Source organism: uncultured Bacteroides sp. (assembly GCF_937912035.1).
GTDB lineage: Bacteria > Bacteroidota > Bacteroidia > Bacteroidales > Bacteroidaceae > Phocaeicola.
Genome location: NZ_CALDPF010000030.1, coordinates 1 through 14,468, shown reverse-complemented (window position 1 = coordinate 14,468; position 14,468 = coordinate 1). Strand labels below are relative to the sequence as shown.

At 38.2% G+C, this 14,468-nt stretch carries 14 protein-coding genes; 6 read left to right on the top strand and 8 right to left on the bottom strand.

What is annotated here, in order from left to right; translation table 11 throughout:
* Nucleotides 1-4: 4 nt before the first annotated feature.
* From Q0486_RS05400 to Q0486_RS05375, 6 genes are all read right to left on the bottom strand, one after another.
* On the bottom strand, nucleotides 5-724 hold the full coding sequence (locus Q0486_RS05400; protein ID WP_299230977.1) for a LytTR family DNA-binding domain-containing protein: 720 nt from the start codon (nucleotides 722-724) through the stop codon (nucleotides 5-7).
* Nucleotides 721-1,782 carry a histidine kinase gene (locus Q0486_RS05395; RefSeq protein ID WP_299230975.1) on the bottom strand — a complete coding sequence of 354 codons (1,062 nt, stop codon included), beginning with the start codon at nucleotides 1,780-1,782 and terminating at the stop codon, nucleotides 721-723. Before Q0486_RS05395 ends, Q0486_RS05400 begins: the two co-directional genes overlap by 4 nt.
* 283 nt (nucleotides 1,783-2,065) lie before the next feature.
* A complete protein-coding gene (locus Q0486_RS05390) occupies nucleotides 2,066-2,515 on the bottom strand; it encodes a DUF4252 domain-containing protein (RefSeq protein WP_299230973.1) in 450 nt (149 codons plus the stop codon).
* Entirely contained in the window at nucleotides 2,512-3,036 is a 525-nt protein-coding gene (locus tag Q0486_RS05385) for a hypothetical protein (RefSeq protein WP_299230971.1), read from the bottom strand. The genes Q0486_RS05390 and Q0486_RS05385 overlap by 4 nt, the downstream gene beginning before the upstream one ends.
* Nucleotides 3,033-3,539, bottom strand: a complete 507-nt coding sequence (locus tag Q0486_RS05380; protein ID WP_299230969.1) for a sigma-70 family RNA polymerase sigma factor — start codon at nucleotides 3,537-3,539, stop codon at nucleotides 3,033-3,035. The genes Q0486_RS05385 and Q0486_RS05380 overlap by 4 nt, the downstream gene beginning before the upstream one ends.
* Nucleotides 3,526-4,008, bottom strand: a complete 483-nt coding sequence (locus Q0486_RS05375; protein WP_299230967.1) for a DUF4252 domain-containing protein — start codon at nucleotides 4,006-4,008, stop codon at nucleotides 3,526-3,528. The genes Q0486_RS05380 and Q0486_RS05375 overlap by 14 nt, the downstream gene beginning before the upstream one ends.
* Before the next feature lie 205 nt (nucleotides 4,009-4,213).
* Here Q0486_RS05375 and Q0486_RS05370 point away from each other — a divergent pair, with 205 nt between their 5' ends.
* The 3 genes from Q0486_RS05370 to Q0486_RS05360 all read left to right on the top strand — a co-directional run bounded on the left by Q0486_RS05370 (nucleotide 4,214) and on the right by Q0486_RS05360 (nucleotide 9,393).
* A complete protein-coding gene (locus Q0486_RS05370) occupies nucleotides 4,214-4,786 on the top strand; it encodes an FKBP-type peptidyl-prolyl cis-trans isomerase (RefSeq protein ID WP_299230965.1) in 573 nt (190 codons plus the stop codon).
* A 184-nt stretch (nucleotides 4,787-4,970) separates the two neighbouring features.
* Nucleotides 4,971-7,883 (top strand): M16 family metallopeptidase, encoded by a 2,913-nt coding sequence (locus Q0486_RS05365; protein ID WP_299230963.1) that lies wholly within the window; start codon nucleotides 4,971-4,973, stop codon nucleotides 7,881-7,883.
* 199 nt (nucleotides 7,884-8,082) lie between these two features.
* The gene (locus Q0486_RS05360; RefSeq protein WP_299230961.1) at nucleotides 8,083-9,393 is read left to right on the top strand and encodes a histidine-type phosphatase; all 1,311 of its coding nucleotides are present in this window, start codon (nucleotides 8,083-8,085) and stop codon (nucleotides 9,391-9,393) included.
* 51 nt (nucleotides 9,394-9,444) lie between these two features.
* On the opposite strand, the gene Q0486_RS05355 is transcribed toward Q0486_RS05360, so the two are convergent.
* Together Q0486_RS05355 and Q0486_RS05350 are read right to left on the bottom strand one after the other, a co-directional pair.
* The gene (locus tag Q0486_RS05355; RefSeq protein ID WP_299230959.1) at nucleotides 9,445-10,308 is read right to left on the bottom strand and encodes a fimbrillin family protein; all 864 of its coding nucleotides are present in this window, start codon (nucleotides 10,306-10,308) and stop codon (nucleotides 9,445-9,447) included.
* Nucleotides 10,309-10,332: 24 nt separating this feature from the next.
* On the bottom strand, nucleotides 10,333-12,135 hold the full coding sequence (locus Q0486_RS05350) for an IdeS/Mac family cysteine endopeptidase (protein ID WP_299230957.1): 1,803 nt from the start codon (nucleotides 12,133-12,135) through the stop codon (nucleotides 10,333-10,335).
* A gap of 163 nt (nucleotides 12,136-12,298) precedes the next feature.
* On the opposite strand from Q0486_RS05350, the gene Q0486_RS05345 reads away from it, so the two are divergent.
* From Q0486_RS05345 to Q0486_RS05335, 3 genes are all read left to right on the top strand, one after another.
* Nucleotides 12,299-13,129 (top strand): ATPase, encoded by an 831-nt coding sequence (locus Q0486_RS05345; RefSeq protein WP_299230955.1) that lies wholly within the window; start codon nucleotides 12,299-12,301, stop codon nucleotides 13,127-13,129.
* Between the two features lie 12 nt (nucleotides 13,130-13,141).
* A complete protein-coding gene (locus Q0486_RS05340) occupies nucleotides 13,142-13,843 on the top strand; it encodes an SIMPL domain-containing protein (RefSeq protein WP_299230953.1) in 702 nt (233 codons plus the stop codon).
* Nucleotides 13,844-14,035: 192 nt separating this feature from the next.
* The coding region (locus Q0486_RS05335; RefSeq protein WP_299230951.1) for a S1 RNA-binding domain-containing protein at nucleotides 14,036-14,468 on the top strand (433 nt) is incomplete at its 3' end.

The window sequence follows — 14,468 nt, the reverse complement described above, 5'->3', positions numbered from 1 at the left end:
AATATCATTTTTTAATAAATCCTTTATCCATATATTCCTGAAACTTGTCACCAAAATTTTCACTTATTGGTATATATACCTTATTATCAAATACTATTCTGTTACGCTCAACCACTGTTATTTTTTCAAGATTTACTATAAACGAGCGGTGAACACGCATAAACATCGTATCAGGCAAATATTCCTCAAGCTTACTCATACTCATAAGTGATGTTATAGGATTCTGATTATCAAGAAATATCTTTACATATTCACGTTTACTTTCTATGTATTTTATGTCTCTGAAGTTTATTCTGATTATACGATACTCTGATTTTATAAAAAGATAATCACGATTCTGAAGGATTTCTGGAAGACTTGTATTTTGTCGGAAATATCTTTCGTTCACCTTATTGGCTGATTTAAGAAAATCCGTGAAACTTACAGGTTTCAACAGATAGTCGGCTGCATCCAATTGAAAGCCCTCGTATGCAAATTCACTGTGAGCGGTAATAAATACTATTTTTACCTGTTTCGACAATGACTTTGCAAAATCAATTCCACTAATATCAGGCATATTTATATCGGCAAAGATCAAATCCACTTCGTTTTCATTCAGAAAAGTACATGCCTCGATTGCACTTTCAAATGCTCTCTCAAGAGACAAATATGGCACAGCCTCTATATATTCCGCCAACTGTCTCAAAGCATGAGGTTCGTCGTCAATTGCAATACATTTTATCATATCGGTACATTTAAAATAACGGTAAATTCCTTTTCAGTTTCATTAATATCCAATCGGTATGCTGCCGGGAACTCTATATCAAGACGTCTTCTGGTATTCTCCAGCCCTATTCCATTGTGAGGTTCCGGATATACGGCAGGATGATTACTGTTTATAATACAACATTCTATTCTTCCTGTTTCGGGAAAAGAAAAAACTATCCTGATATAGCTTTTTTCTTTCAAACTTACTCCATGCTTAAACGCATTCTCAATGAGTGATGTAAATATTAACGGCGGGATACTTTTATCTGGTAAATCATCAGGTATCGAGCATGACACTGTAACTCTATCTGAAAGTTTCAACTTCATCAGCTCTACATAACTGCTTATAAAACTCATCTCCTTTTTTATCGACACAGTTTTTGACTGAGAATCATAAAGAATATGTCGCATTAATTTTGAAAGAGATATTATGGTTTCCTTTGCTGCATATGGGTCATAATCTATAAGGGCATGAATATTATTCAATGTATTCATAAAAAAATGCGGACTTATCTGGTTCTTCAGGAAATTCAGCTCTGTGCGTAACATTTCCTTTCCCTTTGCTTCCTCTTGTCTGAGTTTCTTCTGTTGAAGAAAGAAATACTTCAGCAAAAGATTAAATGATAGAATTAAAGCCATAAAAAGTAATTTGTCTGGAAAATTCTTTATAAAAAAGAATCCTTTATGCATTCCTGGAGCATACGGAGAACGAGGTGGTTCATCCGGAAGAATCATAAACTGTATTTCTCTGCATAACAGAAACAGCATTAAAAAAATTATCATTCCTACAGATACACCACAAACATACATCGCCGTTTTCTTCTTGAAAAGTAAATGAGGTATCAAGATATTGTTATGGATTATAAAAAATACCAGATATGGAACCAGTCTTACCCACTCCAGCAAAACCCTTTCCCATCTGAGGTTTCCCGTTCCCCCCAAAACAATTATCGGGAAAAGCAAGAATGCGCACAGTAACAACAAATATATTATATTCTCAATAATATCTCCTTTTATTTTTCTTATGTCAACCATACTATCTTATTCATTAACCTGTTACAAAACTATCTTTATTGAATGAAAGAATAAAATAAATTCTATATAAATGGAAATAATATCAATGTAACGGTCAAGTTTATCAACAAAAACTTTCTTTACAGGCTTGAAATGGTATTAAATTCAATCACCGATAATTGAATTTTTTATGGGCTTCAAATATATAGTGAAAAAATGAACTGTCATTCGAACTTAAATGACAGTTCATTTCGTTTCGAACGACAGTTCATTATTTTAAAACGTATCAACGGTAATTTCCGTACTACTGATTTACAATACCGCGAACTTCATCTACAGTGAGTTTTCCTTCAAGAATTATTACCGTAAATTCCTTACCTTCATCAACCAACAGAACATATTCGTTTGCGTCCTTATTCTCCTTCGTATAAATGAACACACGTTCATTTCCTTCTTTTACACGCAATAATTCTTCATATCCGTTTTTGGTATTGACAAATGCAGTTTCCTTGCGTAACATATCCGAAGCTTCCTGATTTTCGGACGAAAGAATTTGCAATCCGGTAAGTTTCTTTGCCACTTTATCTATATTTATATCACCGGTGTTTGAACCATTCATCATACTGAACATTTTCGGAGATACATAAACGGAAGTCACGCCTTCCATTTCAGCTATTTTCTCAAAACGATTCTGTGCGTTAACAGACAATGCTGCCAGCATAACACTTACTATAATAAATAATCTTGCTTTCATTTTCTAAAGTTTTTAATATTGTCAATTTTTTCTTTTAAACTTATTGTCACGCTTCTTGCTTTCTCTATCTGAGCGTCGCCTTTATTGAAAGCTTCGGCAAAAAGCTGCAGGGCATTTTCGGTTGCCATGTATGCTTCCTGAGGATTGTCGAATGTATCTTTCATCACCGTTCTGTCCTCCTGACTCTTTGGCATAAATACACTTATACCTATCAGTATCACTACAGCTGCTGCTATTCCCGACACATATTTATATAGAGTATAATATCGTGGCTTATCCGCCTTGCTTTGTTTTTCCCACATGTCTATGTTGTCAGAAATACGTTTCTCCATTCCTTCAGGAACTATGAGCTCATCATTTTCTTTCATCTCAGCCAGACGACAGAACACCTCTTTGTCAACAGAGAATTCGGCTGATACTTCATCATGCATGAAATAGTCTTCCAGAATTTTTTCTTCGTTAACATCGGTTTCGCCGTTGTAATATTTTTCAAGCAAATGTCTGATTGTATCTTCCTTCATATCTTGTCTTTTAAATTAATAAACTGTTCCCTTATCTTTTTTCTGGCTTTCGAGAGTGTGGCACGTATGTTCACCTGGTTCAGCCCCGTAGCTTTTCCTATTTCATCAAACGAACATTCGTTTACATCCCTTAGCCACATTACTTTTTTCTGTATGTCAGGCAGTCCGCCTATCATCTTTCTTAACCTGACATTTTCTTCTTTCTGTTCCAGTCTTTCACCAATATCATCGTCTGCCAAGCCAACCCGTTCTTCATCTATCACGTCCTCATAATTACTATGACTGCTTCTTATGAAATCCATACACAGGTTCTTCACCATAGTAACGCAATATGCTTCACGGCAAACCGCCGCATCAAGTTCATCGCGTCTGTTCCATAATTTCAGATAAGCCTCCTGCACTATATCTTCAGCGTCCTGGACATTCCTGAGTATGGAATAAGCTGTCCTGTAGAGTTTTGCATGGTACGGAATGAAGAGTGACTTAAATTCATTTGCGTCCATTGCGTTTATCTGTTTCCTGTTGCACTAGTTTGTCTATATCCTCCTGTCTGATATTTCCTTTGAGAACTATCAAGGCACAATCATCTTTTCCTCCACATATTATAAGAAGTTCCTTAATTATATCTTTCTTTTCCTTGACAAGTATCTGCACGCTTCCATCCTGATCTTTGGCGCGGACCATTGTCTCATATCCGTCTCCGTTTAGCGAGGCCACTCTTTTTGTAAATCTGGCCTTCACACGCTCACTGCATTCTTCCAGGTCGAGAACTCTGACGCTGTTAATACGTGCGGCGATATCATCCTTGTCTTCTTCGTCCATAAACATGTGTCCCATTTTCATCAATATCCACGGAACACTTACATACTCTGCCCTATCGGCATCCTTAAACTCGTTGATAATAGAATTTACATTTACAGCACATAGCATCTGGGCTGAAAACAGCATAGCTATAAAAAAATATTTTTTCATGACTGACTCATCTTTTAAGTGTTATACATAAGCTTTTGATGCGCATTCTATGTGAAAGACGGAACTAGCGAGTGAAATGTTGCATCAGAAAATAAGTTTTTTTACAAAAATATGAATATCTGAAAAACCAAAGTACATATCTGCCTAAAATTAAAAGCTTTTTACTACCTTTGCGTTCGGATTTTTAAAACATACATTTTAGATTATGGAAAATAAGTACATCACCGTAGCATACAAACTTTATGCTATGATAGACGGCGAAAAAGAATTGATAGAAGAAGCTCCTGCAGAACATCCTTTCCAGTTCATCACAGGTATAGGATATACACTTGAAAGATTTGAAAAAGAAATAACAGCACTTGCTAAGGGAGACAACTTCAACTTTACTATCCCTTGTGCTGAAGCATACGGCGAAGTAGATCCTGAAGGAATAAAGACTCTTCCTAAATCAGCATTCTGCGGTCCTGATGGCAAATTCGACGAAGACAACGTGTTCGAAGGAAACATCATCATGCTGAACGACGGCGAAGGTAACCAGTTCTATGCAAACGTTGGTGAAATCACTGACAGTACTGTAACTATCGACCTTAACCACCCTCACGCAGGCAAGGATCTGATATTCGAAGGTTCTGTATTGGAAATGCGTGAAGCAACAAACAAGGAAGTTCAGGACATCGTTAACTCAATGAGCGGATGCGGTGGCGGATGCAGCGGTTGTGGCGGCGGATGCGGCGACCACGATGAAGACTGCGGTGGTGGTTGCTGCGGATGTCATTAATTACAGACGAAAAGACTGATTTAGCATAAGTGTAAATTACATTTTATTGTAGTTTACACTTTTTTTATGCCGTTTTTCATCGCATAAGCAAAAACTGATATACATAAAGATAAAAAATCTGTTCTATGACATATTTTTAGAAAAACATTGTGTATCTTCGCATTATATTACAAATAACAGAAGTATGAACAAATCAAAGAAATTTATCGGAGTAGCCGTATTGCTGGCATTGATGACAGCATGCGGAAACGATTCGAAGTTTAAGTACGAAACCGTACCTAACGATCCGATGCAGACACGCATCTACACACTTGACAACGGATTGAAGGTTTACCTGACAGTAAACAAGGAAACTCCGCGTATCCAGACTTACATCGCCGTAAGAGTGGGTGGAAAGAATGACCCTGCCGAGACTACAGGTCTTGCACACTATTTCGAACACCTGATGTTCAAAGGAACACAGAAGTTCGGTACTACAGACTTCAGCAAGGAAAAACCTATGCTGGACGAAATAGAACGTCTGTTCGAAGTTTACAGAAAAACTACTGACGAAGCTGAAAGAAAAGCTATCTATCACCAGATAGACAGTGTGTCATACGAAGCTTCAAAAATAGCTATTCCTAACGAGTACGACAAGCTGATGGCAGCTATCGGCGCAAACGGAACAAATGCCTACACCAGCTACGACCAGACAGTGTATGTGGAAGACATACCGTCGAACGAAATAGACAACTGGGCCAAGATTCAGGCAGACAGATTCCAGAATGCTACAATCAGAGGATTCCACACTGAGCTGGAAACTGTTTACGAAGAAAAGAACATGTCGCTCACAAAGGATTTCAGAAAGGTATATGAAACTTTGTTGAACGCTCTTTATCCTGATTATCCATACGGAACTCAGACTGTACTCGGTTCGCAGGAACATCTGAAGAATCCTTCTATCACAAATATCAAGAATTATTTCAAGACATGGTATGTGCCTAACAATATGGCCATCTGTATGTCAGGTGATATGAATCCGGATGAAACTATCGAAATAATCAACAAGTATTTCGGTGAGATGAAGGCTAATCCGAATTTGCCTGAACGTCCTCAGCCAAAGGAATCACCTATCAAGGAACCTGTTGTGAAGGAAGTTATGGGACTTGATGCAGAAAGCGTAGCACTGGCATGGAGAATGCCTACTACAGTTGACGATGATGTCATCTCTGCACTCATCAGCTCTATTCTTTACAACGGACAGGCTGGTCTGCTTGACGTAAACCTGAACCAACAGCAGAAAGTTTTGGGATGCTTCGCAGGCTCACTCGGTTTGTCGGACTACTATACATATATGATAAGCGGTCAGCCAAAACAGGGACAGACTTTGGACGAAGTTAAAGACCTTATGCTGGCTGAAGTTGAAAAACTGCGTAAAGGTGAATTCGACGAAGAACTGCTTCAGGCTACAATCAACAACTACAAACTCTACTACATGAAACAGCTTGAAAGCAACCAAAGCAGAGCCGACATGTTTGTTTCAGCCTTCGTTGACGGTGACCAGTGGAGTGATGTAGTAAACTTCATCGATAAGATGAGCAAGGTGAACAAGCAGCAGGTTGTTGACTTCGCAAACAAATATTTTGCTGACAACTACGCTTTAGTTTACAAGCGCATGGGTAAAGATCCTAACGAAAAGAAGATGGACAAACCGTCTATCACTCCTATCGTTATGAACCGTGACAGCGTAAGCTCATTCCTAAAAGAAATTCAGGCAAGCAAGGTTACTCCTATCGAACCTGTATTCCTCGACTTCGAAAAAGACATGCAGAAATTCAATGCAAAATCAGATATCGAAGTACTTTACAAAAAGAACGACATGAACGATCTGTTCCAAATGATTTATGTATTCGATATGGGCAGCCAGAACGACAAGGCTCTGGGTACAGCATTCTCATACATGGAATATCTTGGAACTTCAAAGAAATCTCTTGCTGAAATCAACAAGGAATTCTATCGTCTGGCATGCTCGTTCAGCGTACATCCGGGATTGGACCGCACATACGTAGTGCTTTCAGGTCTTCAGGAAAATATGCCTCAGGCAATGCAGTTGTTCGAAGAGATCCTTGCCGACGCACAGGTTGACGAAAACGCTTACAAGAACTATGCGGCTGACATATTGAAGAAACGTGCGGACGCCAAACTCAACCAGTCTGCAAACTTCTCACAACTGCTTTCTTACGCTATGTGGGGCGAACACTCACCTTCGAAGAACATCCTGTCTGAAAAAGAACTTACAGAGATGAATCCTCAGGAACTGGTAGACCGCATACATAAATTCAACAGCTACAAGCATCGCATCATGTACTATGGTCCTGCCGATGAAAAAGAACTTACTTCTCTAATCGACCAGTATCATAACGTACCTGCCCAGCTTCAGGACGTACCTGCACCTGCATACGACTACAAGTATCAGCCTACAACTGAAAACAAGGTTTATTTTGCCGAATACGATGCAAAACAAATCTATTTCACAGGTATCTCAAACTTCGAAAAGCAATACGATGCTACAATCCAGCCTACTTTGAGCATGTACAACGAATACTTCAGCGGTGGCATGAACTCAATAGTATTCCAGGAAATGCGTGAAGCAAGAAGTCTTGCATATTCATCATACGCTTTCATCGCCTCTCCTTCTAAAAAGGAATATCCATACATCTTCCGTTCGTTCATCGCTACTCAGAACGACAAGATGATAGACGCCATGAAGGCTTTCGATGAGATAATCAACAATATGCCTGAATCTGAAAAAGCATTCAAGCTGGCTCAGGAAGGAACTATCAGCCGCTTGCGTACTGACAGAATTACAGGTATGAATATCTTGTGGGAGTATCTTGACCTTCAGGACAAAGGTATCGAGGGAGATCCTAGAAAAGCTTTGTTCGAACAGGCACAGACAATGACCCTGAAAGATGTGAAAGACTTCCAGCAGAAATGGGTTAAAGACCGCAAATATACTTATTGCGTTCTTGGTAACGAGAAAGACCTTGACATGAAATCACTGGAAAAATACGGTAAGATTACAAAACTCTCACAGAAGGATATTTTCGGATATTAATCTCTTATATAATCTAGAGTGTAAAGAGACCTGTACTACTTGAGTGCGGGTCTCTTTTTTTACTTAACCAGCAGAAACTGTTACAGAAACATTACAAGCCTGTTACATTTCACTTTGTCTGATTATATCATATAGCCAACTGCATACACCGACACATATCTATATGCTATTTTTGCGCCGTAATAAGATTGACATTTATATGAATAAGGTAAAAAGTTTGTTTTGCATCTGCATTGCAGCTATAGGAATGCAGGGTATCGATGCACAAACACGTGCAGAAGTGGAAATAAGAGAAAATCCCAAATTAGCAACGGGAAAGTATATGGCATACGAGGCACCAACTACCCCATTGACGCCTGCACCGGAAGGATATGTGCCATGTTATATCAGTACGTATGCCAGACACGGCTCACGCTATCTGACAGGGAAAGACAAGTACGAACCGGCTCTGACAATAATGGAGGAAGCAGAGAAGAACAACGGGCTGACTGATGACGGAAAAAAGACACTGAAAATCCTGAGACAGCTTGCTGAAATAGCCGAAAACCGCTACGGAGAGCTTACTCCCAAAGGAGCCAGACAACATCAGGAACTTGCAAGAAGAATGTTTGAGAATTATCCTGAAATATTTACAGACGGAGCACATATTGATGCCCGCTCTACATACAAGACTCGTGCTTTCCTTTCAATGGCAGCAGCCTGTGTAGAGTTGAAAGGCCTGAATCCGAAACTAAACATCACAACAGATGCAAGCCAGCATGACGTATATTTCATAAAATACAAGAATCCGATATATTCCGACAGTTGCCAGCACAATGCAGATTCGGTATTTGCAGAAGCAGAAAAGCGTTTCGTTCATCCGGAACGTATCATGAAAGAGCTTTTTAAACAGGAATATATTTCAAAAGTCAAGAATCCGGGAAAGTTGGAATGCGACCTTTTCGAGTATCATGGTATAAGCCAGAGTTCGGACAATATGCCAGACCTTTCATTTCTTTTCAACGGGAAAGAACTTTTCGACTTGTGGCAACTGAACAATTTCGAATGGTATTACGAACAGGGACCATCACCTCTGAGCGGTGGTAAAATGCCTAATCTGGCACGCAATCTACTGAGAAACATCGTAGAGGCTGCCGACACAGCACTTGTATCAAAAAAGCCTTGCGCCACCCTTCGTTTCGGTCATGACACGAACCTTGCCCCACTGCTAGCTCTGATGAATATTGACGGGTTCAACCATTCTACAGCCGACTGGGACTCTATTCCTCAATATTATCAGACATACCGTATGATTCCAATGTGCGGAAACATGCAACTTATCTTTTTCCGCAAGAAAAATAGCAATGATATACTGGTCAAACCATTGCTTAATGAACGTGAAATACATCTGACAGGAATAAAAACAGACTGTTTCCCTTTCTATCACTGGGAAGACCTCAGAAAAGCATGGATAGAACTTACAGACAAGATTTATCTTCCGGAATTGCCTGAAGATTATGAAACAGACTAAAACAAAAAAATGCTCCCCAAAGGAGCATTTTTTGTTTTATCATACTTTAAATTATCCTATAACGACTTCGCCATCGGCAGTTACCTGATTTTCCCAGCCACCTATGGTGCCTCCCTCTACACTTATTCCGTTTCGGTTAATTTTCAATTTAAGCGAAGTATATTTACCACCCTCAATTTCCTCCTGTGGTTTTCCTAACTGACTCAACAATTCATCCAATGATATTCTCTTGCTATCACCATCAATGTTGATATTAATTACAACTCCGGACGTTGATTGAGGAACAAGATAAAAAGATGCTGATGCACCGGTTGAACTATATTGTCCTACTTCATCTTTCAATTCCTTTATCTTACCCTTCACACCATCAACTACACACGTGGTTTTCGCATTAATAGAAAGCATAAGTGAAGATACATCCTTATCTGCATAGCTATCACCTAGAGTAAAAGACATATCAAGCTTATGCATAGCATGACTGAATGTCAAATACACAGTTTCTGATGTTCCCACTTTAACTGTCTGCTGAGGCGCCAGAAGCAAATCCTGATATGAGGCCGTTAAAACATTGAATTCAAAATTACCATTCTGAATATTGCTCTGCTTCGGATAGCAAGCAGCAACCATCACACTTGGAAACTGTTCTTCAAAACCGATACTATTCCAAGTAATAAAACCGGTACCATACTCATAATCCAATGCTACTGTAGAATTTTCAGTATTGGATATGAAAAGCGACATGACGTCACCATCTGAAAAACTTCCACTACCATCTGATCCTAATTGTGGAGCACGAGATTGAGAAGTTATACTAGCCTCAATATTTATTACATTCTCATCTTGAGGCAATTCATTTTTACATGAAGAAGCTATAAAAGCTAAAGCTAAACAAACTGATAAATGTTTCTTTTTCATTTTTATTATCTAATCAATATTAATTTATTCAATTCTTGGAAAAGCTCTCTGCCAGACATCCTGACGTAAATCTACTAAGGTAAGTGAAGAAAAAGGATGTAACAATGTAGGTATTGAGCCATCATTGTTATCAAGTGCGCGCAGGTTGGCTATAAGACCTTTTATCTCCGGAATAGTAGATTCAACATACACTACTTTATATCGTTGTAATGATGCATGGTTTGGTTCAATATCACTGGAATTGTTATCACAAAAATAAACATATTCTACATTTCCATCAGCGTCAAACTCAGCACCCCAAATGGTCAAGGCATGTACTCCTGTATATTTTCCGGCAAAATCATAAGAAGTGAACCCAATAGCTTTGTTATTCTTGAAAGCATCTTTCATTGATTTATTGAAGTTCTCTTTCGACATGTTCTTTATCTCCTCTGCTACCTTGTCATCCTTTGTAAAAACTCCACTGAAAAAGCCATTGAAATTCAGAATATCAGGACTTAAGTTTTTACGGTCTCCATTAATATACCAGTTGACACCGCCTGTATCCCAACTACCTTTATCTCGGAAAGATGATTTAAAGAAATTAAACACCTCACTGTGATGCTGATTTTCTTTTGTCATCTTTGTGTATTTTTCAGGACGTTTCATATTTGCATGATCCTGACCGAATCTCTTATCGTATGCTTCAATATATTTCCTGTTATGCTCCAACCACCAGTGTATCAGATTTGAAGCGGAAGCCGCCCAGCACATATTTCTGTCACCTTCATATTCAAAACTCTTATTACAGTCATACCAGCCACAACCTTCTTTCCATGTAAGATACTGACTCTCATTGAGCATTGGTGGATACATATTTTCGTATGCATATCGTAACCATATACCTTCTTCAACATCATATTTTCCGACGTTATAAGTTTTAACATTTTCCTTTCCGGGGAAATCAGGTGCATTAACTCCATACACCCATCTTGTCTGATTACTGAATTCAGTATCCACATCACCTGTTTCGGCTGACTTTAAAGTCAGATTTATAGTAGTCTGCATACCTTGATTAAATGAATTTATGCCTTCATCAAGAGTATAATGTACTGTTTTACCTCCACTCGTCAACTTTATAAACCCTTCATCGCTATGGTAAGATGTGGCGTCTTGTGGTAAAATAATTGCCATATATGAATTTTCCCCTTTCTTGAACGGTCTCATCCATTGAGGTACAGAACTTTCAAATCCGGCAACAGTTCCATTTTCTAAAGAGATATACCCATCAGTAACGCTAAGGAGCTCTACCTGCAAATCTTCAGGCACATTACCTTTCAGGTTTATACAGATCCGATGCATTGCATGAGAAAACTGTAACCTTATATATGAATCTGACAAACCAGCCACCGTATTCGCATATAGAATATCACCGGATTTATGATTCTCAACATTGCTTTGATCAATCGGTAAAGATATAGTTCTCAAGAAATTACCTTCATCTGTAAATGGCAATATCGGATAAATGGCAGAAACATTAATCTTATCTGAGGAATAATCTCCACGATTTAACGAGGGTGTCCAACGTCCTTCTTTATACTCCGGCATGAATGTCTTATTCACAACTCCAGATTTTATCAGCATCTCAATACGATCACCGTCAACAAAATTACCACTACCATCTTCTTCTGTAACAGCACGCCCTTCAATCCATGAAAGCGATCTGTTACACTCAATAATAAGTTCCGCATTACTATCAGATGATAAATTATAATCAGACGTACATGATATGCCAAATAAAAAAGAAAAAACAATTAAAAGAATGTGATTTTTTAAATTTACAGTCATTGATTTAAATGAATTAGTCAGTCAGTACATAGCTTGTATCAGTAAGGAAACGCAAAATTACACTATTTTGTTCATAGAATCACCATATCAGGATAAAAAAGACAATTTATTTATTGATTATTCATTAATAAAGAGTTACATTTGTAATAAACGAAAAAAAGACATGATACTAATAGCAGACAGTGGAGCAACAAAAACAGATTGGCTAATCAACGATATAAACAAATCAGAAATAATCAAGACCGAAGGTATAAATCCATTTCATCAAGATGAAAATTACATTCGAAAAATAATAGAAACTGATTTATTGCCACAAATAGAAAAAGAAAATATCTCGGAGATCTATTTTTACGGTGCAGGATGCCTCCCTGAACCGGCTGAAAAAATCATAAATATATTACAGTTTTTTTTCACCGGAACCAAAGTCCACGCATATACCGACCTGCTGGGAGCGGCAAGGGCATTATGCGGGAAAAAGCCGGGAATAGCTTGTATTCTTGGTACCGGCTCAAATTCATGTATGTATGACGGAAAAGAGATAACAAAGAATATTTCTCCATTGGGATATATATTGGGAGATGAAGGAAGCGGAGCATATCTCGGAAAAAAATTTATAGCAGACTGCCTTAAAGGACTACTACCGGAAAATATTAAAAATGACTTTTTGAACAATTGCGGTTTAACGGTAGAAAACATATTGCGAAAAGTTTACAGAGAACCACAGGCAAACCGTTTCCTGGCATCTTTAACACCTTATATATATAATATAAAACATGAAGCACAGGTAAAAAATTTCCTATGTGAATGTTTTACCGATTTCTTCGAAAGAAATGTAATGAAGTACGACACAAATTTGGAGATTTCGTTTACGGGTTCCGTTTCCTGGTATTTTCAGGAAGAAATAAAAGAAACAGCCAAACGGCTTAACCTGAAAACAGGTAAATTTATTAAAGAACCTATATGGGGACTGAAAGAATTTCACAATAACCAATAAATCAATAAAGTTATGAAGAATTTAAGATTTGAAGCCATTGTAATAGCAATAGGATTGCTTTTACTTGGCGTGTTCATCGAACGTGGAATCAGTAGTTTCGCCGACAAGGATCGCAGCGTAAATGTCAAAGGGCTTGCAGAAATGGAAGTACCTGCCGACAAGGTTACATGGCCACTGGTTTACAAAAGTCTGGGAAATGATTTGAGTGAACTGTACGACCAGATTAACAAATCTAACAAGACAATTACACAATTTCTTATCAGCAAGGGTATAGAAGAGAAAGAAATCAGTGTCAATGCACCTGAAATAATAGATATGAAGGCTGAGCGCTACAGCAATCAGGAAAGTACGTACAGATATAACGTCACATCTGTCATCACAGTAACATCAGACAAGGTTGATCTGATTAGAAAACTCATCAGTAGTCAGGGTGAACTTCTGAAACAAGGTGTAGCAATCACATCGGGCGACTACAGATATAACGTTCAGTACGAATATACAGGTCTGAACAAAATCAAGCCGCAAATGATTGAGGAAGCTACAAAAAATGCACGACAGGCAGCAGAAAAGTTTGCGGAAGATTCGGACAGCGAACTTGGTAAAATCAGAAAAGCCAACCAAGGACAGTTCAGTATCACAGACCGCGATGCAAATACACCGTACATAAAAAAAGTAAGAGTAGTAACTACTATAGACTATTCTCTTGAGGACTAAAACTTATATAATAATATTGCAGGAGGCATGCTTACACATGTCTCCTCTTCTTTTATATAATCTTCTATTTTTCAGCATAAAAGCGGACAAAAAGTTGCATATATGGATATAAGTTAATATCTTTGCGCCCGATTTAGATAAACAACATAAAGTCTAACACAATTAATTATTTAAAAACAATTTTTTATTTTAATGGAAAACTTAAAGAACATTGCTCCTATTGAAGATTTCAACTGGGATGCGTATGAAAGTGGTGACACACTAACAAATGTAAGCAAAGAAGATCTTGAAAAGGCTTACGACAGTACTCTTAACAAAGTAAATGACCGTGAGGTTGTTGATGGTACTGTAATCGCAATGAACAAACGCGAAGTTGTAGTTAACATTGGCTACAAATCAGACGGTATCATTCCATTGAGTGAATTCCGTTACAATCCAGATCTGAAAATCGGTGATACTGTAGAAGTATATATCGAAAATCAGGAAGACAAAAAAGGTCAGTTGATCTTGTCTCACAAGAAAGCACGTGCTACTCGTTCTTGGGATCGTGTTAACGCTGCTCTTGAAAATGAAGAAATCATTAAGGGTTACGTTAAGTGCCGCACTAAGGGTGGTATGATCGTTG